The organism is Brenneria sp. L3-3C-1, assembly GCF_016456245.1.
Lineage (GTDB): Bacteria > Pseudomonadota > Gammaproteobacteria > Enterobacterales > Enterobacteriaceae > Brenneria.
The window spans coordinates 880,580-903,888 of sequence record NZ_JAEMHF010000001.1 but is presented as its reverse complement, the minus strand read 5'-3'; the positions used below and the strand labels follow the sequence as shown (position 1 = coordinate 903,888).

Below are 23,309 nucleotides of genomic sequence, written 5' to 3'. Positions count from 1 at the left end.
ACGCCAATAAAAAGATAAACTTAGCTGTGAAGATGCCGATATGGGGTTCAGGGAACAGATTGTTTACACCGGCAGGGAGTTCGCAGCGATGAAATCGATTAGCAGAACAGCAAAAGTCGCCATGATTTTTAATATCGCGCTCGGCGCGCTGTGCATGCTACTCCTCGGCCAGTTGGTGATAGCCGAAATCGATCAGCAAAAATTACGTGATTACTCCGCGTCGCTGGTTCTTCGGGCGGACGGCGTGGCGATGCAATCCGCACGGGCGATTGATGAGGCCAGCCGTTTGGCATTCGATCCCTGTACGGATGACGATCTGTTTCATCTGCGTTTTCTGGTCTACAAATACCGCTACCTGCTGGATATCGGTCGTCTTCACGATGGCAAACTGATCTGCACCGCCGGACGCGGGATCCTGCCGTCTCCGCTCGAACTGCCGGCTTCCGATCTGGTGGGGAAAAGCGGAGCCCGGCTTTGGCGGGCGATAAAAGGATTGATTGACCCCAGAATGGAAATGGATGCCGCCAGCCAAAACGACGTCGTCGTATTCACGTCCCCTGATGCTTTCGAGCGTTTCTCCCTTCCCATTCCCGGCTATAGCGCGCTAATAACCACGGCGGACGATGGTCATATTTTCCAGACGTTTGGCGCAAAAGAGACCTATTCGCGGCAGGGCAGCGCCTGGTATCAGCAATACCGACTGGGGTATCAGTGCAGTCAAGTTTATAACATCTGCATCTACGTTCGCCTCAACGGGTCAGGGATCTTTTCTCTGCCGGTTTATATCAGCATGATCGTTTCGCTGCTGGGCGGATTATTGAGCGGGGCGTTATCGCTGGTGGCGATACTGCTTATCGAGCGGAACAAATCGTTCAGCAAACAACTTTATCGAGCCGTATGCGATAAACAGTTTCACGTCAGATTTCAACCCATCGTCTGTCTGCGCGATAACAAAATGATCGGTGCGGAAGCGCTGATCCGCTGGACCAATCGCCAAGGGGAGGCGATTCCGCCGGATGTTTTCATCCCGGTAGCGGAAAAAATGGGCATTATCGGGCAAATTACCCGTCAGGTAACCCGCATGGCGTTGATGGAGCTACAGGATATCCTGACCGCCAGTAAAACCTTTTACATCAGTATTAACCTTGATATTAGCGATGTATTGGATACTGATTTTCAGTCTTATCTTGATGAACTCACGCAGTCATCCGGCATTGCCAGACAACAGATTATGTTGGAAGTCACGGAGCGTTCGACGGCAAATCATACCTTGATGTCCAAAAGGCTCACCGAGTTGCATGATGCGGGATACCGGATTGCGCTGGATGATTTCGGCACCGGTTATTCTAACTTGTCCTATCTGGCCGTAATGCCGTTTGATGTGATTAAAATCGACAGGATCTTTACTGAGGCAATCGGCACGGATTCCGTGAATGCGCAGATGGTTGAGTATCTCTTTAACCTGATGGCCATGTTCGATGCAACTGTGGTGGTTGAGGGTATAGAAACCGCTGAACAGGCCGACTATGTCGGTCTGCATTGCCCACATGCGGTTGGGCAAGGCTGGTATTTCGGCAAACCGGTGAGTAGCGCGGATCTCAAGGCGCGTTATCTTTCCGACGCGGCCGATAAAATCTAATCGTCTATTTACGCAAACGTTTTCTTACTACGCTGTTTGTTTATAAAAAGCGGTTCAAACCGGCGAAATTGTTTAGCAAAATATTCCGAGGCTAAAAATTTCCCATGTAGGGCGCAGGTAAATAAATGTTACCCGGATTGTCGGAAAAGGTAAGAAAATGATAGCGCTGAAGTATTTTTTTAACCGTATAAATCAGAGTGAAAGATTAACGAATATACAATGTCCGGTTGATGATTTTTTCGCCTAAAAGACAGCATCTAAATGAATTTATTTAAAAAATGGATTCAGACTTTGCCTTAAGGCAACTAATTTTCTTGTGGTTTTATTTTAACCACCTAAATCTTTTTAAAATATGAGTGATTGAAAATAGAATATGGAGTATGTACCGTAATAGGGATTTTATGAAAATCAGGGAATGCCGGGAATAACACCTTGTAATATTGTTATAGTTTGAATTGCAGTAAATTTTGCTTGCTATTTAACCGTTTAGGTTTATAGAGATTTAATGTCAATAGGCTTATAGTCCTTCCCTACTACCAAAACTGATTAAACATCCAACAATAAAAGCAGCGTTTATAATCACTATCCGGTTGCTTTTTTTTGCTGTGGTTTTATTAATCGTTTGCAATGACAGTCGTTGGATTTAATTTTCAGACGATAGCTTTTATCAAAAAATTTTTTGATTGTTTTTTATATGGATAAGTAAACGAAAATGAATGATGAAACGGATAAATTAGATGAATAGATTATGTACTCATATAAATATTTAGAATGGTTTGGAGCTTTATATTATAAATAATAAGCTAATTAATTAAATATTGTCATATCAATAAAATATGTAATAAATAGGGATGGAATCCTGTGTCTGAGCAAGAAATATTTTTTCGTAATACGCAAAACAATTCGTATAAACACGCTTTTCCACTGTCTGCGGCGCAGCGAGGGATCTGGTTTGCCCAGCACCTTAACCCCAGTGCAAAAGCGAAGGTTTTCAAGATTGCCGAATATTTTGAGATTTCGGGTTCGCTTGACCCGAAAATATTTGAAACCGCCGTTCGCAGAACGGTTGCCGAAACCGAGTCCCTGCGGATAACGCTGAAAAACGAAGCACAAGGTCCCCGGCAGTATGTTGGTGTGACCCCCGATTGGGCTTTTCCGATACTCGATCTGCGTGGGAACGCCGATCCCGATGGCGCGGCGGCCAAGTGGATGCAGGCCGATCTGGATAAACCTTACGAGCCGCAATGCGGCAGACTCTTTTCCTTCGCTCTGATTCAGACAGCGGCGGAGCGATTCTTTTTCTATCACTGCGACCATCATCTGATTACGGATGGTTACGGCTCGGCGTTGTTTGTTCGCCGCCTGGCCGAGGTTTATTCCGCCCTTGTCGCAAACCATGAACCGCCGGCCTGCACATTTGTCGGGCTGGCGGATGCGCTTGACGCCGACAGCGACTATGAAACGTCGTCTCTGGCTCAGCGCGATCGCCGATACTGGATGGACCTTCTTGCGGATCGGCCTGCGCCGGTCAGTCTGGCTGGAAGGCAGGCGGTTTGCTCCGATATTGTGCGCCAGCAACAGTATTTACCGGCGCGAACCGATGATCTGCTGCGCCGTGTCGCGCGTCAGCATGATGCAACCTTGCCGCAACTGCTGATTACGTTAATCGCCATCTACCTGTATCGAATGACCGGACAGGATGATTTGCTGCTCGGCTTGCCGGTAACGGCCCGGTCCAATCGTAAGCTGCGGCGTTTCCCAGGCATGGTCAGCAACGTTCTGCCGTTGCGGCTGAAGCTGGCATCCGCTGCCACGCTGGTTGATTGCCTCCGGCAGACCGAGAGCCATGTGTATGGCGCGACCCGGCATCAGCGTTACCGGGGCGAGGCGCTGAACGCGGAACTGGATCTGATGGCGGGGCGCGGCATGTTGTTCGCCACGGCGATCAATATTATCCCGCTCCAATATGACCAGCTTTCCTTTGGCGGTTATAGCGCGACGGTGCATAACCTGGCCCTCGGCCCCACGGACGACCTCTCCATCACCGTACTCGACCGCGGCCCGGGCGGCGGTCTGGAACTGTGTCTGAGTGGGAATGCCGCGCTGTACGGCAGCGACGATATGGACTGGCATTTCCGTCGTTTAGCGCATTTTTTTGCCGCCACGGCGGATAATCAGGACAAGCAGATTGGGGATTACGCGCTGCTGCTGCCCGATGAGCTTGCGCTGCTCAGGCAGTGGAATGCAATGCAGACCGTCTATGCGTCGCCGGACTGTATCCACCAACGGTTTGAACGACAGGCGCGGGTACGTCCCGATGCGGTGGCCGTGGTCTATGAAGATTGTCAGTTGAGCTATGGCGAATTGAACGGAAAAGCCAACCAGCTGGCGCATTGGCTGGTTGAGCAGGGTGTGCGTCCGGACAGCCGGGTGGCGATTGCGCTGGCGCGCGGCTGTGACCTGCTGGTCGCCATTCTGGCAACGCTAAAGGCGGGCGGCGCCTATGTGCCGCTCGATCCGGGCTATCCGCAAGAGCGCTTGCGGTATGTGTTACAGGACAGTGCCCCCGAGGTGTTGATCACCACCCAGACGATCCGGCCTCTGCTGGGCGATTTGCCTGATCATCTGAGTCTGGTTGCGCTGGACGACGACAGCCAACCCTGGGCGCGCTGCTCCGCCGCGGATATCGCGGCGGCTGCGTTGGGGCTGACGGCGCGCCATCTGGCCTACATCATTTATACTTCCGGCTCTACCGGCCAGCCCAAAGGGGTGATGGTCGAGCACCGCAACGTGACGCGTCTGCTGGCGTCGACGCAGTACTGGTTCCACTTCGATCCTCAGGACACCTGGACGCTGTTCCACTCTTACGCCTTTGATTTCTCGGTCTGGGAAATTTGGGGCGCGCTGCTGCATGGCGCTCGTCTGGTGGTGGTGCCGCAGTCTGCCACGCGCTCGCCACAGGACTTCTATCGGTTGCTGTGCCGGCAAAAGGTGACGGTGCTCAACCAGACGCCGAGCGTATTCCGCCAGCTGATTGCGGCGCAGGCGGAAAGTCGCGACGCGCATTGCCTGCGCTATGTCATTTTCGGTGGTGAAGCGTTGGAGGTCGCCACGCTTGCGCCCTGGTATCGGCAGAATGCCGACAGTATCACGCAGTTAATCAATATGTACGGCATTACCGAGACGACGGTGCATGCCACTTATCGTTCTCTGGACGCCGCCGATGTGACACTAGCGGGAGAAAGCCCGATAGGCCGGCCATTGCCCGATTTGCGGGTATATATTCTGGATGCGCAGGGTAATCCGTTGCCGCTGGGCGTAGTGGGGGAACTGTATGTCGCCGGCGCCGGGGTGACGCGCGGTTATCTCAATCGGCCGCAGCTGACCGCTGAACGCTTCCTGCCGGATCCGTTCGCCGATGAAGCGGATGCCCGCATGTACAAGAGCGGGGATTTGGGGCGCTGGCTGGCCGACGGCACCATCGAATACCTGGGCCGTAACGATTTTCAGGTCAAGATCCGCGGCTATCGCATTGAACTAGGCGAGATCGAGTCGGCGCTGCTGGCCTGCGACGGCGTGCGGGAGGCGGTGGTCGCCGCCGTCAGCGCGCCCTCGCAAACACAGGATAAACGCCTGGTGGCCTACTATGTTGCTGGCGGCGAGCATAATCTCTCCGTCGAAACGATGAAGACACAGCTTGGCGCTCGATTGCCGGAATATATGGTGCCCGCGGCTTATGTCGCCCTGGATAACATACCGCTGACCGCCAACGGCAAGGTGGATCGCAAGGCGCTGCCGGCGCCGGATGAAGCGGCCTTTGTCCGTCAGGTTTATGAAGCGCCGCAAAGCGCGGATGAACAGGCGCTGGCGGCGCTGTGGCGATCGTTGCTGGGCGTGGACAAGGTCGGTCGTCACGACAGTTTTTTTGCGCTGGGCGGCCATTCGCTGCTGGCGGTGCAGTTGATTTCGCGGGTACGCAGCGAACTGGATCGCGAACTGACGCTGGCGACGCTGTTTGCCCGGCCGGTGCTCAGCGAGTTGGCGGCGGCGCTGGAGGAGGCGCGGCAGGGGAGTCTGCCGGCCATTGTACCGCAGCCGGACGGCGAGACGCCGCCGCTGTCGCTGGCCCAGCAGCGGCTGTGGTTTCTGGCGCAGATGGATGAGGCGGCCAGCGCCGCGTATGTTATCGCCGGCGGCGTACGGATGCTGGGTGAGCTGGATGTGGCGGCGCTGCAACAGGCGCTGGATCGCATCGTGGCCCGTCACGCCGCGCTGCGTACCCATATTGAGAACCGAAACGGGGTGCCGGTGCAGGTGATTGAAGCGGAAGAGCGCGGCTTCCCGCTAAGCAGGATTGATATGGACGGAGAGAACGGCGATCTTGCGCCCTTTGCGCCGACGTTCTATCTGACCACCGGGCCGCTGGCGCAGGGACAACTGGTGCGGGTAAACGCGCAAGAGCATCGGCTACGGCTGGCGATGCACCACATTATTGCCGATGGCTGGTCGTTAGGCGTGTTTATGCGGGAATTAAGCGCGTTATATGGCGCTTTTAGCCAAAACCAGAACGACCCTTTACCCGCTTTGTCGATCCAATACGGCGATTATGCCGCCTGGCAGCATCAGCACCTGCGCGGGGAGGTATTGCACACCCAGCGGCAATATTGGGTGGAACAGCTGCGCGGCGCGCCGGACTGTCTGACCCTGCCGACCGATCGGCCGCGGCCGCAGACCCAAAGCTATGCGGGCGCCGGCGTATCGGTCACGCTGGACAAGACGCTGACAAAGGATCTGAACGCGCTAAGCCAGCGCCACGGCTGCACGCTGTTTATGACCCTGCTGGCCGGCTGGGGCGCGCTGATGGGGCGGCTGTCCGGGCAGGACGATATCGTGATGGGTTCGCCGATCGCCGGGCGTAACCGTCGTGAGATCGAACCGCTGATCGGGATGTTCGTCAACACGCTGGCGCTGAGGATTGATCTCTCCGAGCAGCCGGACACCGACGCCCTGCTGGCGCAGGTTAAAGCCACGGCGCTGGCGGCGCAAAGTCATGCCGATATCCCGTTTGAGCAGGTGGTCGAGGCGCTGTCGCCAACCCGCAGCCTGTCGCACAGCCCGCTGTTTCAGGTGATGCTGGCGTTGCAGAATACCGCTGATAACGCGCTTGAACTGCCGGGGCTGACGCTGTCTATACATGCCGGTGAGATAACGACCTCCCAGTTTGATCTCAGTTTGGATCTGCAAGAGGTGGCCGGGCAACTTGAGGGAACGCTGTACTACGCCACCGCGCTATTTGATGAAAATACGGTGCGGCGCTATCTGGATTACTGGCAGAGACTGTTGCGCGGCATGGCGGCCGCGCCGCATCAGCCGGTGCGGGCGCTGCCGATATTGTCGGCCGCCGAACGCCAACGGGTGCTGGTCGACGTCAACAATACTGCGATGGCGTATCCGCCCGAATGCTGCCTGCATACGCTGTTCGAAGCGCAGGCCGCGCAACAGCCGGAGGCGCTGGCGCTGATCTGTGACGACCGGCGGCTGAGCTATGGCGAACTGAACGCCCAGGCGAATCAACTGGCGCACTGGCTGATTGAACAGGGCGTGCGCCCGGACAGCCGGGTGGCGATTGCGCTGGAACGCAGCAGTGAACTGATCGTGGCGATGCTGGCGACGCTTAAGGCCGGCGGCGCCTATGTGCCGCTGGATCCGGGCGTGCCGCCGGAGCGGCTGGCCTATATGGTGGCGGACAGCGCGCCGCAGGTGATGATCGCCAGCCGTGCGACGCGAACTCGATTGGGCGAGCTGCCGCCGGAAACGCAACTGATCGCTATCGACGCCGGGGCGTGTCCGTGGGCCGACTGCGCGCGGGACAATATCGCGCCGCCGCGGCTGGGGCTGACGCCGCGTCATCTGGCCTACATTATCTATACCTCCGGCTCGACCGGCCAACCCAAAGGGGTGATGGTCGAGCACCGGGGCGTCGTCAACCTGGTGCGCTGGCACTGTCAGGCCTTTGGCCTGCGGGCGCAGGACGCCGCATCCTGCGTGGCGGGGCTGGGCTTTGATGCCGCGGTGTGGGAAATCTGGCCGCCGCTGTCGGTCGGGGCGCGTCTGCTGCTGCCGTCACCGGCGGTGTCCCGTGATCCCGGGCAACTGCTGGATTGGTGGGCGGCGCAACCGATCAATGTGGGCTTTTTGCCGACGCCCGTCGCCGAGCTGGCCTTTGCCCGCGGACTTAACCACCCGACGCTGCGCACCTTGCTGGTGGGCGGGGATCGGTTGAACCGCCGACCGGCTGAGGGTGCAAACTTCACGCTGGTCAACAACTATGGCCCGACCGAAAATACGGTGGTGGCGACCTCCGGGCGCATCTGCGCCGCCGATCGGGTGCTGCATATCGGCCGTCCGATCGCCAATACCCGCACATATATCCTGGATGCCGAGGGGCAGCCGGCGCCAATGGGGGTCAGCGGCGAGCTGTATATCGGCGGGGCGCAGGTGGCGCGGGGATATCTCAACCGGGCGGATCTGACCGCCGAACGCTTCCTGCCGGATCCGTTCGCCGATGAAGCTGACGCGCGAATGTACAAAACCGGCGATCTGGGACGCTGGCTGGCCGACGGCACCATCGAATACCTGGGGCGTAACGATTTTCAGGTGAAAATTCGCGGCTTCCGCATCGAGCTGGGAGAAATCGAATCGGCGCTGCTGGCCTGTGAGGGCGTGAGTGGGGCGGTGGTAACTGTTTCGGGTGAAGAAAAACGTCTGGTGGCCTACTACACCGCCGACGATGCCACGCAGGCGACGTCCATTGAGGGGCTAAAAGCCCAACTTGGCGTTCGCCTGCCGGAATATATGGTGCCGGCGGCCTATGTAAGACTGGAGCGTATTCCGCTGACGCCAAACGGCAAGGTGGATCGCAAGGCGCTGCCGGCGCCGGATGAAGCAGCCTTTATTCGTCAGGCATATGAAGCGCCGCAGGGCGCGGATGAGCAGGCGCTGGCGGCGCTGTGGCAATCGCTGCTGGGGCTGGACAAGGTGGGGCGTCACGATAATTTCTTTGCGCTGGGCGGCCATTCGCTGCTGGCGGTGCAGTTGATTTCGCGGGTGCGTACTGAACTGGATCGCGAACTGACGCTGGCGACGCTGTTTGCCCGGCCGGCGCTCAGCGAGTTGGCGGCGGCGCTGGGCGAGGCGCGGCAGGGGAGTTTGCCGGCCATTGTACCGCAGCCGGACGGCGAGACGCCGCCGCTGTCGTTGGCTCAGCAGCGGCTGTGGTTTCTGGCGCAGATGGATGAGGCGGCCAGCGCCGCATATGTTATCGCCGGCGGCGTAAGGATGCTGGGCAAGCTGGATGCGGCGGCGCTGCAACGGGCGCTGGATCGCATCGTGGCCCGTCACGCCGCGCTGCGTACCCATATTGAGAACCGACACGGGGTGCCGGTGCAGGTGATTGAGGCGGAAGATCGCGGCTTCCCGCTGAGCAGGATTGATATAAACGGAGAGAGCGGCGATCTTGCGCCCTTTGCACCGCGATTCAATCTGACCACCGGGCCGCTGGCGCAGGGACAACTGGTGCGGGTAAACGCGCAAGAGCACTGGCTGCGGCTGGCGATGCACCATATTATCGCCGATGGCTGGTCGATAGGCGTGTTTATGCGGGAATTAAGCGCGTTATATGACGCTTTCAGCCAAAACCAGAGCGACCCATTACCCGCTTTGTCGATCCAATACGGCGATTATGCCGCCTGGCAGCATCAGCACCTGCGCGGTAAGGCGTTGCAGGCTCAGCAGCAATACTGGACAGAGCAATTGCGCGGCGCGCCGGACTGTCTGACCTTGCCGACCGATCGGCCACGACCGGCGGTACAAAACTACGCCGGCGCGCATATGGCGATCACGCTGGATAAGGCGCTGACGAAGGATCTGAACGCGTTAAGCCAGCGCCACGGCTGCACGCTGTTTATGACCTTGTTGGCCGGCTGGGCCGCGCTGATGGGGCGGCTGTCCGGTCAGGACGATATTGTGATGGGTTCGCCGATCGCCGGGCGTAACCGCCGTGAGATCGAACCGCTGATCGGGATGTTCGTCAATACCCAGGCGCTGAGGGTCGACCTGTCCGGTCAGCCGGACACCAACGCCCTGCTGGCGCAGGTTAAAGCCACGGCGCTGGCGGCGCAGAGTCATGCCGATATCCCGTTTGAGCAGGTGGTCGAGGCGCTGTCGCCAACCCGCAGCCTGTCGTATAGCCCGCTGTTTCAGGTGATGCTGGCGCTGCATAACATGCCCGACAACGCCTTTGAACTGCCGGGTCTGAGGCTGTCTCCGCTGCCTAACGAGACGGCGACGTGCCAGTTCGATCTCAATCTGGAACTGAGAGAGACGAATGGTCAGTTGGCAGGCACGTTGTATTACGCTACCGCGCTATTCGACGCCGGCACGGTTCGGCGTTATCTGGATTACTGGCAAAGCCTGTTGCGCGGCATGGCGGCCGCGCCGCGTCAGCCGGTGCGGGCGCTGCCGATATTGTCGGCCGCCGAACGCCAACAGGTGCTGGTCGACTTCAATAATACCGCGGCGGCGTATCCATCCGAATGTTGCCTGCCTGCGCTGTTCGAAGCCCGGGTTGTCCAACAGCCGGATGCGGTGGCCGTTGTCTGTGAAGAGCGGCGGCTGAGCTATGGCGAACTGAACGCCCGGGCGAATCAACTGGCGCACTGGCTGATCGCACAGGGGATTCGTCCTGATGATCGGGTGGCGATCTGTATGGCGCGCAGCCTCAACATGGTGGTGGCGCTGTTGGGGATCCTCAAGGCGGGCGGAGCCTATGTGCCGCTGGACCCTATCTACCCTCGCGAACGTCTGGCTTACATGCTCAAGGACAGCGCGCCGATGGCGGTACTGATCGACGGCATGGGGCGGTCGGTGCTGGCGGGATGTTGCGCCATGCCGCCCGCCTTTGATCTGGAGGCGGACGCCGCCCGATGGGCCGACCAGCCCGCCGGCGATCCAGACCCACGGGCCATCGGGTTGACTCCACAGCATCTGGCCTATGTGATTTACACTTCCGGTTCGACAGGGCGTCCCAAAGGGATCGCCATGCCGCATGCGCCATTGGTGAATCTGATCCACTGGCAGAATCGCAGACCGACGGTATCCACGCTGCAATTCGCCTCCTTCGGCTTTGACGTCGCATTTCAGGAGATGCTCAGCTCGCTGGCGGGAGGCGGTGTGCTGGAGATGGTGGCGAGCGAAACCCGACTCGATATGACGCGTCTTGCGCGCTTTCTGAACGATCGCTCCATCGCACGCGCTTTCATTCCCCCGGCGCTCTTGCAAGCGCTGGCCCGGGAGAAGCAGGAACAACAACCGGCGCTGCCGATTGCCGAGGTCATCACCAGCGGTGAAACGCTGCGCGCCAGCGCAGAGATCCGTGCGTTGTTCGCCGGTTCTCCCCAGTCCCGGCTTCACAATCAGTATGGGCCGGCGGAGACCCATGTGACGACCGAGTATATCTGTCCAGAGGCGGTGTCTGACTGGTCGGCGTTGCCGTCGATTGGCCGTCCGATCGCCAACGCCCGGATTTACATTCTCGATGCGCAGGGTGAACCGGTGCCGATAGGGGTGGCAGGCGAGATCCATATCGGCGGCGTCGGCCTGGCGCGCGGCTACCTGAATCTTCCGGAACTGACCGCCGAACGTTTTCTGCCCGATCCATTCGCCGATCGGCCGCAGGCCCGAATGTACAAAACGGGCGATCTGGGACGCTGGCTGGCTGATGGCGCCATCGACTATCTCGGTCGCAATGACTTTCAGGTGAAAATTCGCGGTTTCCGTATTGAGCCGGGGGAGATCGAAACCTGCATGCGCGCTCATCAGGGGGTTGAAGAGGCGCTGGTTGTGGCGCGTGAGGCGACGGCGGGCGAGACGCGTCTGGTGGCGTACTATCAGGGGCCGGCCGGCGTCGATGCATTACGCGCCCATGTGGCGGATCGGCTGCCTGATTATATGGTGCCGTCCGCCTGGGTATCGCTGGCGGCTTTCCCGCTGACCCCGAACGGCAAAGTGAATCGTCAGGCGCTGCCTGAGCCGGATGACTCGGCTTTTGCGCGCATGGCATACGAAGCGCCGGAAGGGGAAATGGAACAGGCGATCGCGGTTATCTGGCAGTCGCTGCTGAATGTGGATCGCCTCGGCCGCCACGATAATTTTTTCGCGCTGGGCGGCCACTCCTTGCTGGCGGTGCAATTGATTTCTCGCATTCGCCTCGAACTGGAAGTTGAAGTCCCATTGGCCGAATTATTCGCTTATCCGAGTCTGAGCGCGTTTAGCGAACGGGTGGTGGATATCAGCATCGAGCAATTTGATATCACCGATCTGCTGGAGATCGCAGGATCGTTGGAAGGAGAAAACCATGCATAACAGGGATGAAAATCAAATAACCATTAACGCATTGTCTAGAGAGGAAAAAGCCAGACTACTTGAGTTGGCAAAATCGAAAGGGCTGAAGCGTAAAACCGATCGACATAGTCAAACCATTCAACCCGCCGCCCGCTCCCCCGAGGGGGAGCCGCTGGCCTTCGCGCAGCGTCGGCTGTGGTTTCTGGCGCAAATGGAAGACAGCAGCGCGGATGCCTATATTCTGGGCGGCGCGTTTCAGCTCAAGGGGCGGCTGGACGTCGCCGCGCTGCGCGCCGCGCTCGATCGCATGATCGCCCGTCACGAAATATTGCGCACGCGTTTTATCAACGCGCGCGGAACGCCGCTGCAACGGATTGACCCCGCCGACAGCGGATTTATCCTGGATTATCGGGAATTACAGGAGCCCACCGACGTCGAGCCGCGTTTTTCTCCCCGCTTCGATCTGGAACACGGCCCGTTGATTGGCGGGCAACTGGTTCGCGTGGCCGAAGAAGTCCATTTGCTGCGCATCGCCATGCATCACATTATTGCCGACGGCTGGTCGATAGGCGTGTTTATGCAGGAACTGGGCGCCCTGTATGCGGCGTTCAGTCAGGGGCTGCCCGACCCCTTGCCGGCGCTGAATATCCAGTATGCCGATTATGCCGCCTGGCAGCATCAACACCTGCGGGGCGCGGCGCTACAGGAGCAGCAGGCCTATTGGGCGCAGCAACTGCGCGGCATACCGGCGTGTCTGACCCTGCCGGGCGATCGGCCGCGGCCGCAAACGCAGGATTACCGCGGCGCCGGCGTACCGGTCACGCTGGACAAGACGCTGACGGCCGGGCTGAAAGCGCTGGGGCAGCGCCACGGCTGTACGCTGTTTATGACGTTGCTGGCCGGCTGGGCGGCGCTGATGAGCCGGCTGTCCGGTCAGGACGACGTGGTCATCGGCACCCCGATCGCCGGACGTAACCGCCGTGAAATCGAATCGCTGATCGGCATGTTCGTCAACACCCAGGCGCTGAGGGTCGATATGTCCGGCCGGCCGAATACCGATGCGCTGCTGGCGCAGGTCAGAGCCACGGCGCTGGCGGCGCAACGTCATGCCGATATGCCGTTTGAACAGGTGGTTGAAGCGCTGGCTCCCAGCCGCAGTCTGTCCCATAGCCCTATTTTTCAGGTGATGCTGGCGCTACAGAACACCCCTGGCGATACGTTTGAACTGCCCGGATTGACGATATCGCCAGTGACCGGCAAGGCGGAGACCTCCCAGTTTGATCTGAGTCTGTCGTTGGCGGAAACAGGGGAACAGCTTGCGGGGACATTATTCTATGCCACCTCACTGTTCGATGAAGCCACCGTACAGCGTTATCTGAATTACTGGCTGCGATTGTTGCGCGGCATGGCGGCCGATCCTCTCCAGCCGGTGCAGAGCTTGCCGATGTTTTCGGACGCTGAACGGCGGCAGGTGCTTTATGATTTCAACCATACGCAGGCGGCATACCCGGTCGAACGCTGTATACATACGCTGTTCGAACGGCAGGCGAAAGCCTGTCCGGACGCGGTGGCGGTGGTGTATGACGACCAGCCGCTAAGCTATGGCGACCTTAACGCGCGCGCCAACCAACTGGCGCACTGGCTGGTCGAACTGGGCGTACGTCCGGACAGCCGGGTGGCGATTGCGCTGGCGCGCGGCAGTGAAATGGTCGTGGCGATGCTGGCGACACTCAAGGCGGGCGGCGCCTATGTGCCGTTCGATCCGGATATCCCGCAGGAGCGGCTGATCTACATGCTGCGGGACAGCGCGCCCAGCGTGCTGATCGCTACGCGGGCGATGCGGGACAGGCTGGGCGCGATGCCGGACTCTCTCTCCACGGTCGAACTGGATAGCGACGTCCGCCCCTGGATACAGTGCCCCGCCACGGATATCGCGGCGGCCACGCTGGGGCTGACGGCGCGCCATCTGGCCTACGTGATCTACACTTCCGGATCAACCGGTCAGCCCAAAGGCGTGATGGTTCATCATCAGGCGGCGGTGAACTTCCTGCTGTGCCAGCAGCGTCAGCATAAGGTGACGCCGGAGGCGCGTCTGCTGGCGGTAACCACCATTTCGTTCGACATCCACGTGCTGGAAATCTACCTGCCGTTGATTAGCGGCGCGCAACTGCATCTGGCGAGCGACGCGCTACGCCGGGACGGCGAGCGTTTGGGAAACTATCTGTGCCGGCAGGCGATTTCCCTGTTTCAGGCTACCCCGGCGACGTGGAAACTGCTGATCGAATCCGGCTGGCGCGGGGTGCCGGGGTTGAAAGCCCTGATCGGCGGAGAGTCCTTCCCGCAGGGGCTGGCGGCGGCGCTGCTGGCGCGGGTGGGCGAACTGTGGAATATGTATGGCCCGACGGAAACCACCGTATGGTCCACCACCTGGCGCATCGACGACGCGGACGAACCGATATTGATTGGCCGGCCGATCGCCAATACGCAGGTGTACCTGCTGGATGCGCAGCACTCGCCGGTGCCGGTGGGCGTTGCGGGTGAAATTTATATTGCCGGCGCCGGGGTGACGCGCGGTTATCTTAATCGGCCGCAGCTGACCGCCGAACGCTTCCTGCCGGATCCGTTCGCCGATGAAGCGGATGCGCGGATGTACAAAACCGGCGATCTGGGACGCTGGCTGGCCGACGGCGCCATCGAATACCTGGGCCGCAACGATTTTCAGGTGAAAATTCGCGGCTTTCGCATTGAACTGGGTGAGATCGAGTCGGCGCTATTGGCCTGCGACGGTGTGCGGGAGGCGGTGGTCGCCGCCGTCAGTGCGCCCTCGCAAACACAGGATAAACGCCTGGTGGCCTACTATGTTGCTGGCGGCGAGCATAATCTCTCCGTCGAAACGATGAAGACACAGCTTGGCGCTCGCTTGCCGGAATATATGGTGCCGGCGGCTTATGTGAGGCTGGAGCGTATTCCGCTGACGCCAAACGGCAAGGTGAACCGCAAGGCATTGCCGGCGCCGGATGAAGCGGCCTTTGCCCGTCAGATTTACCAAGCGCCGCAAGGCGCGGATGAGCAGGCGCTGGCGGCGCTGTGGCAATCGTTGTTGGGCGTGGACAAGGTCGGTCGTCACGACAATTTCTTTGCCCTGGGCGGCCATTCGCTGCTGGCGGTACAACTGATTTCCCGGGTGCGCAGCGAACTGAATCGCGAGCTGGCGCTGACGACGCTGTTTGCCCGGCCGGCGCTCAGCGATCTGGCGGCGGCGCTGGGGAAGGCGCGGCAGGAGAGTCTGCCGGCCATTGTATCGCGGCCGACGGGTGAGGCACCGCCATTGTCGCTGGCCCAGCAGCGGCTGTGGTTTCTGGCGCAGATGGATGAGGCGGCCAGCGCCGCGTATGTTATCGCCGGCGGCGTACGGATGCTGGGTGAGCTGGATATAACCGCGTTGCAACAGGCGCTGGATCGTATTGTGGCCCGTCACGCCGCGCTGCGTACCCATATCGAGAACCGACACGGGGTGCCGGTGCAGGTGATTGAGGCGGAAGATCGCGGCTTCCCGCTGAGCTGGCTGGATGCCGGGGGGCAAATGGATAATCTGCCGCCCTTTGCGCCGAGGTTTGAGTTGACCACCGGGCCGCTGGCGCAGGGACAATTGGTGCGGGTAAACGCGCAAGAGCACTGGCTGCGGCTGGCGATGCACCACATCATCACCGATGGCTGGTCGATAGGCGTGTTTATGCAGGAACTGCGCGCGCTGTATGCGGCGTTTAGTCAGGGCCGCCCCGATCCGCTGCCGCGGTTGCCGATTCAGTACGGCGATTATGCCGTCTGGCAGCATCAACATCTGCGCGGGGAGGTATTGCACACCCAACGGCAGTATTGGGTGGAACAGCTGCGCGGCGCGCCGGACTGTCTGACCCTGCCGACCGATCGGCCGCGGCCGCAGACCCAAAGCTATGCGGGCGGCAGCGTATCGGTCACGTTGGATACGAAACTGACGGCCGAACTGAAGGCGTTAAGCCAGCGCCACGGCTGCACGCTGTTTATGACCCTGCTGGCCGGCTGGGGCGCGCTGATGGGGCGGCTGTCCGGGCAGGACGATATCGTGATGGGTTCGCCGATCGCCGGGCGTAACCGCCGTGAGATCGAACCGCTGATCGGGATGTTCGTCAACACGCTGGCGCTGAGGATTGATCTCTCCGAGCAGCCGGACACCGACGCCTTGCTGGCGCAGGTTAAAGCCACGGCGCTGGCGGCGCAAAGTCATGCCGATATCCCGTTTGAGCAGGTGGTCGAAGCGCTGGCGCCTACCCGCAGCCTGTCCCATAGCCCTATTTTTCAGGTGATGCTGGCGTTGCAGAATACCCCCGACCGCGTTTTTAATCTGCCGGGACTGACTTTGTCTGCGTTGTCCGAAGAGGTGACGGTGTCACACTTTGATCTTAGTCTGGAACTGAGTGAAACGGATGGTCAGCTCAAGGGGAGCGTATTTTACGCCAGCGCGCTGTTTGATGCCGGAACGGTGCGGCGCTATCTGGATTACTGGCAGAGACTGTTGCGCGGCATGGCGGCCGCGCCGCATCAGCCGGTGCGGGCGCTGCCGATATTGTCGGCCGCCGAACGCCAACAGGTGCTGGTCGACGTCAACAATACTGCGATGGCGTACCCGCCCGAATGCTGCCTGCATACGCTGTTCGAAGCGCAGGCCGCGCAACAGCCGGAGGCGCTGGCGCTGATCTGTGACGACCGGCGGCTGAGCTATGGCGAACTGAACGCCCGGGCGAATCAACTGGCGCACTGGCTGATTGAACAGGGCGTGCGCCCTGACAGCCGGGTGGCGATTGTGTTGGAACGCAGCAGTGAACTGATCGTGGCGATGCTGGCGACGCTTAAGGCCGGCGGCGCCTATGTGCCGCTGGATCCGGGCGTGCCGCCGGAGCGGCTGGCCTATATGGTGGCGGACAGCGCGCCGCAGGTGATGATCGCCAGCCGTGCGACGCGAACTCGATTGGGCGCGCTGCCGCCGGAAACGCAACTGATCGCTATCGACGCCGGGGCGTGTCCGTGGGCCGACTGCGCGCGGGACAATATCGCGCCGCCGCGGTTGGGGCTGACGCCGCGTCATCTGGCCTACATTATCTATACCTCCGGCTCGACCGGCCAACCCAAAGGGGTGATGGTCGAGCATCGGGGCGTCGTCAATCTGGTGCGCTGGCACTGTCAGGCCTTTGGCCTGCGGGCGCAGGACGCCGCATCCTGCGTGGCGGGGCTGGGCTTTGATGCTGCGGTGTGGGAAATCTGGCCGCCGCTGTCGGTCGGGGCGCGTCTGCTGCTGCCGTCACCGGCGGTGTCCCGTGATCCCGGGCAACTGCTGGATTGGTGGGCGGCGCAACCGATCAATGTGGGCTTTTTGCCGACGCCCGTCGCCGAGCTGGCCTTTGCCCGCGGACTTAACCACCCGACGTTGCGCACCTTGCTGGTGGGCGGGGATCGGTTGAACCGCCGACCGGCTGAGGGTGCGAACTTCACGCTGGTCAACAACTATGGCCCGACCGAAAACACGGTGGTGGCGACCTCTGGGCGCATCTGCGCCGCCGACCGGGTGCTGCATATCGGCCGTCCGATCGCCAATACCCGCACATATATTCTGGATGCCGAGGGGCAGCCGGCGCCAATGGGGGTCAGCGGCGAGCTGTATATCGGCGGGGCGCAGGTGGCGCGGGGATATCTCAACCGGGCGGATCTGACCGCCGAACGCTTCCTGCCGGATCCGTTCGCCGATGAAGCGGATGCGCGGATGTACAAAACCGGCGATCTGGGACGCTGGCTGGCCGACGGCACCATCGAATACCTGGGGCGTAACGATTTTCAGGTGAAAATTCGCGGCTTCCGCATCGAGCTGGGAGAGATCGAATCGGCGCTGCTGGCCTGCGAGAACGTGAGCGGGGCGGTGGTCACCGCCGTCAGCGCGCCCATGCAGACGCAGGAAAAACGTCTGGTGGCCTACTATGTTGCTGACGATAACCTGTCCGTCGAAACACTGAAGACACAGCTTGGCGCTCGATTGCCGGAATATATGGTGCCGGCGGCCTATATGAGGCTGGAGCGTATTCCGCTGACGCCAAACGGCAAGGTGGATCGCAAGGCGTTGCCGACGCCGGATGAAGCAGCCTTTGCCCGTCAGGCGTATGAAGCGCCGCAGGGCGCGGAAGAGCAGGCGCTGGCGGCGCTGTGGCGATCGCTGCTGGGCGTAGACAACGTGGGGCGTCACGACAATTTCTTTGCGCTGGGCGGCCATTCGCTGCTGGCGGTGCAGTTGATTTCGCGGGTGCGTACTGAACTGGATCGCGAACTGACGCTGGCGATGCTGTTTGCCCGGCCGGTACTCAGCGAGTTGGCGGCGGCGCTGGGCGAGGCGCGGCAGGGGAGTTTGCCGGCCATTGTACCGCAGCCGGACGGCGAGACGCCGCCGCTGTCGCTGGCCCAGCAGCGGCTGTGGTTTCTGGCGCAGATGGATGAGGCGGCCAGCGCCGCATATGTTATCGCCGGCGGCGTAAGGATGCTGGGCAAGCTGGATGTGGCGGCGCTGCAACGGGCGCTGGATCGCATCGTGGCCCGTCACGCGGCGCTGCGTACCCGTTTCGAAAGCCGGGGGCAGCAGCCGATGCAGATGATTGAGGCGGAAGATCGCGGCTTTCCGTTGAGCAGGATTGATATAAACGGAGAGAGCGGCGATCTTGCGCCCTTTGCGCCGCAATTCGATCTGACCACCGGGCCGCTGGCGCAGGGACAACTGGTGCGGGTAAACGAGCAAGAGCACTGGCTGCGGCTGGCGATGCATCACATCATCGCCGATGGCTGGTCGATGGGGGTATTTATGCGGGAACTGCGCGCGCTGTATAAGGCGTTCAGTCAGGGCCGCCCCGATCCGCTGCCGCGGTTGTCGATCCAGTACGGCGATTATGCCGCCTGGCAGCATCAACATCTGCGCGGTGAGGTGTTGCAAGCCCAGCAGCGGTATTGGGTCGAACAGCTGCGCGGCGCGCCGGACTGTCTGATCCTGCCGACCGATCGGCCACGGCCGCAGACCCAAAGCTATGCGGGCGCCAGCGTATCGGTCACGCTGGACAAGGCGCTGACGAAGGATCTGAACGCGCTGAGCCAGCGCCACGGCTGCACGCTGTTTATGACCCTGTTGGCCGGCTGGGCCGCGCTGATGGGGCGGCTGTCCGGTCAGGACGATATCGTGATGGGTTCGCCGATCGCCGGGCGTAACCGCCGTGAGATCGAACCGCTGATCGGGATGTTCGTCAATACCCAGGCGCTGAGGGTCGATCTGTCCGGTCAGCCGGATACCGACGCCCTGCTGGCGCAGGTTAAAGCCACGGCGCTGGCGGCGCAAAGTCATGCCGATATCCCGTTTGAGCAGGTGGTCGAGGCGCTGGCTCCGGCGCGCAGTTTGTCGCACAGCCCTGTTTTTCAGGTGATGCTGGCGCTACAGAATACCCCTGACGAAGCGCTCGACCTATACGGACTGACGCTGTCGCCGCTGGTTAACGAAACGACCACCGCCCAGTTTGATCTCAGTCTGGAACTGAGAGAGACGAACGGTCAGTTGACCGGCGCGTTGCGCTATGCCAGCGCGTTATTCGATGCCGGCACGGTGCGGCGCTATCTGGATTATTGGCAGAGATTGTTGCGCGGCATGGCGGCCGCGCCGCGTCAGCCGGTGCGGGCGCTGCCGATATTGTCGGCCGCCGAACGCCAACGGGTGCTGGTCGACTTCAACAATACCGCAGCGGCGTATCCGTCCGAATGCTGCCTGCATACGCTGTTCGAAGCGCAGGCGGCCCGTCAGCCGGAAGCGCTGGCGATAATGTATGCCGGTCAACAGGTTAGCTATGGCGAACTGAACGCTCGGGCCAATCAACTGGCGCACTGGCTGGTCGAACAGGGCGTGCGTCCCGATAGCCGGGTGGCGATTGCGCTGGAGCGCGGCAGTGAACTGATCGTGGCGATGCTGGCGACGCTCAAGGCCGGCGGCGCTTATGTACCGCTGGACCCAAGCTATCCGCCGGAACGTTTGCAGTTCATTCTGGCAGATAGCGCGCCCGAGGTGCTGATTACCGATTCGCAAACCCGTGGGGTGTTTGACACGCTGCCGCAGGCAATGATTGTGTTGAATCTGGATTGGACGCCGCGGCGCGATGACGGTCGCATTGAAAATAGCAACCCGGCACGGAAGGGGATCGCCGCCGCGAATCTGGCTTACATTATGTATACCTCAGGTTCTACCGGCCAACCCAAAGGCGTGATGGTGGAACATCGCAACGTGGTCAAACTGGCGCTTAATAACGGCTATGCGGATTTTCAGGCCAATGACCGCGTGGCATGTCTCGCCAACCCGGCATTTGACGCCAGCACCATGGAAATATGGGGAACATTGCTCAACGGCGGCGGCATGGTGATCTTCAGCCGCGACCTGGTGCTGGATGCCGAACGCTTTGCGGCGGAGCTGCGTCGTCAGCAGGTCAGCGTCATGTTTATGACGATTGCCTTGTTTAATCAGTATGCGGAAACCTTGCAGGAGGCGCTGCCCGCTCTGCGTTATTTGATGGTGGGGGGAGAATCGCTGGATTTGGCCTTTATTCGTCGTGTGTTACGCCACGGGCCGCCGCAGCACTTCCTGCATGTTTATGGCCCGACTGAAACCACCACCTTTGCCACGGCTTACCGCATGAATGATGCCGATCCGCAGGCGGCGAGTATGCCGATTGGCCGGCCGATTGCCAACACGACGACTTACCTACTGGATAGTTATCATCAGCCGGTGCCGGTCGGCGTCGCCGGCGAGATCCATATTGGCGGCGCCGGAGTGGCGCGGGGGTATCTGAATCTGGCGTCACAGACGGCGGAACGCTTCCTGGCGGATCCGTTCGCCACCGAACCAAAGGCCCGCATGTATAAAACCGGCGATCTGGGGCGCTGGCGCGCGGATGGCACGATCGAATTCCTGGGACGTAATGATTTTCAGGTCAAAATTCGCGGTTTCCGTATCGAACTGGGAGAGATCGAATCGGCGCTGCAGGCCATTGACGGTGTTCAACAAGCGGTGGTGCTGGCGCGAGGGGATTCCGCTCAGGAAAAACGTCTGGTGGCGTACTTTACCTCGTCGCAAACGAATGTCTCCATTGCTTGCCTGAAAGCTCAGCTTCAGGCTCATCTGCCGGAATATATGCTGCCGTCGGCCTATGTAAGGCTAGAGAGCATTCCGTTGACGCCGAACGGCAAAGTGGATCGTAAGGCGCTGCCCGAGCCGGATGACGGGGCGTTGATACATCAGGTCTATGAAGCGCCGCAAGGCGAGGTGGAACAGATCCTGGCGGAGGTTTGGCAGTCCCTGCTGGGCGTCGAGCGGGTGAGCCGCCACGATGACTTCTTTGCGCTGGGCGGCCATTCATTGATGGCGGTGCGGTTGATCAATGAAGTGCGTAAACAGGGCATTGAGCTGGCGCTGGCGACGTTATTCGCCGCGCCGCAGTTGCAGGCGTTGGCCGTGCGCCTCCAGACCGGCTTTATTCATGGCAGGCACGATCAGGCGATAGCGTTTCGCTCTTCAGGTTCGCAACCTCCGCTGTTTATTGTGCCGGAAGCCAGCGGCGAGCTGTTTTATGGGCCGCTGCTGACGAGCTGTATCAATAGCGATATTCCGGTCTACGGTTTGGCGGCACCAGACCGCAATCAGCCTACTTTCAAGACATTACAAGGCGCCGCCGCCCGTTATGCGCGCATGATCCGCGCCACGCAGCCGGAAGGGCCTTATCGGCTGCTGGGTTGGTCGTTTGGCGGTACGCTGGCCTATGAAATTGCCGCGCAGCTTCTGGGGCAGGATCAGCAGGTTGAATTTCTGGGCATGTTGGATACCCGGCTGCCGGACTCGCCGGACGGGCATATCGTTCCCCTGAATGAATTGTTTGCCATGACGGATGAGGAAGATATGTTGTCTTTCCTCGTCCGGGGCGACCTTGAGGCGATGGTCGGCGACGATGAGGCGGCAGAGGTGGCGCGGAAAGGGAACTGGCGGGATCATTATGCCCTTGGTCAGAAAATCGGGATGTTGCCGGCAGGCTGGTCGCCGTCATATTACCGGAATTGGCTGTGCCACCGGCTGGATCTGCTGCGAGTGGAATACGCGGTTCCAACCCTGCCGCTGGCGCTGGATATCGTTGTCGCGCAGGATGAGGCGGTTGACGGCGGTCGTTGCCTCGGCTGGGATCGGGTGTTGCCGGAGAACCGTATTCAGCTTATACCGGTGTCCGGCGATCATAAGAGCCTGGTGTCCGAACCTTATGTGCGCGAAGTAGGACTGGCGATTTCCGATGCGATTCAGGCGCGGAGCCAGCGGCGGGTATCCAATACCGAGGCATCCTCTAACGACGATGATCCGGTGATGACATTACAGACGGGCCAACGCCACAGCCCGACCCTGTTGTGCATCCCCGGTGCGGGAGATAATGTCTTTGCCTTTATGGATCTGGTTCAGTCGCTGAACGCGGACTGGACGGTGCTGGGACTGCAACCCCGCGGCCTGTTGGGGGATGCGGTGCCCCATGCCGGCGTGGAAGCGGCCGCTATGCATTATCTGCGGGCGCTTCGCCGCCATACGCTGGAAGGCCCGGTGCATCTGTTGGGACACTCGTTTGGCGGCTGGGTGGCGCTTGAACTGGCGGTGCGACTGGAGGCCGAGGGCATTTCACCGGCGTCTCTCACGCTGGCGGACTCCGATGTACCGGAGCCGGTGGCTCGGGAGTACACGGATCTACAGGCGCTGATGGCGCTGATGGAACTCTTCGAAATGCAGGGAGAGACGCTGGGGATAATGGAAAGCGATTTGGCCGTCCTGACTCAGCCGCAGCGGCTGGCGGTGCTGCACCAGCGTCTGATTGCGCGGGGGCTGCTGCCGGTGAAAGCGCAGGTTGGGGATCTGGCAAACATTTTCCGGGTATTCGCAACCAATATTCGCACCGGTTTTCAACCCGCCGCCTTACCGACGATCGCCTCTCATCTGGTGCTGGCCAATGATAGCGACGCGCGACGACTGGCGGGATGGCAAGCCCTGCTGCCGCAGTTACAACACGTATACAGCGCAGGCAACCATATCAGGCTGCTGAAAGCGCCCTATGTTCGGTTGTTGGCTGATACGCTGAAACGGCGATAAATAAAGGCGGTTTGATCTTGCGGCGGCACTGTTCAGTGCGCCGCGCATAGGGCC

3 protein-coding genes are annotated in these 23,309 nt (G+C 60.4%); all 3 read left to right on the top strand.

The annotated features are described in order from the left end of the window. Positions 1-88: 88 nt before the first annotated feature. The 3 genes from JG725_RS04030 to JG725_RS04020 all read left to right on the top strand — a co-directional run bounded on the left by JG725_RS04030 (position 89) and on the right by JG725_RS04020 (position 23,255). A complete protein-coding gene (locus JG725_RS04030) occupies positions 89-1,639 on the top strand; it encodes an EAL domain-containing protein (RefSeq protein ID WP_199376695.1) in 1,551 nt (516 codons plus the stop codon). A gap of 861 nt (positions 1,640-2,500) precedes the next feature. Beyond that, positions 2,501-12,061: a non-ribosomal peptide synthetase gene (locus tag JG725_RS04025; RefSeq protein ID WP_199376693.1), complete on the top strand. Its 9,561-nt coding sequence runs from the start codon at positions 2,501-2,503 to the stop codon at positions 12,059-12,061. Next, a complete protein-coding gene (locus tag JG725_RS04020; protein WP_199376691.1) occupies positions 12,054-23,255 on the top strand; it encodes a non-ribosomal peptide synthetase in 11,202 nt (3,733 codons plus the stop codon). Before JG725_RS04025 ends, JG725_RS04020 begins: the two co-directional genes overlap by 8 nt. Positions 23,256-23,309 lie beyond the last annotated feature (54 nt).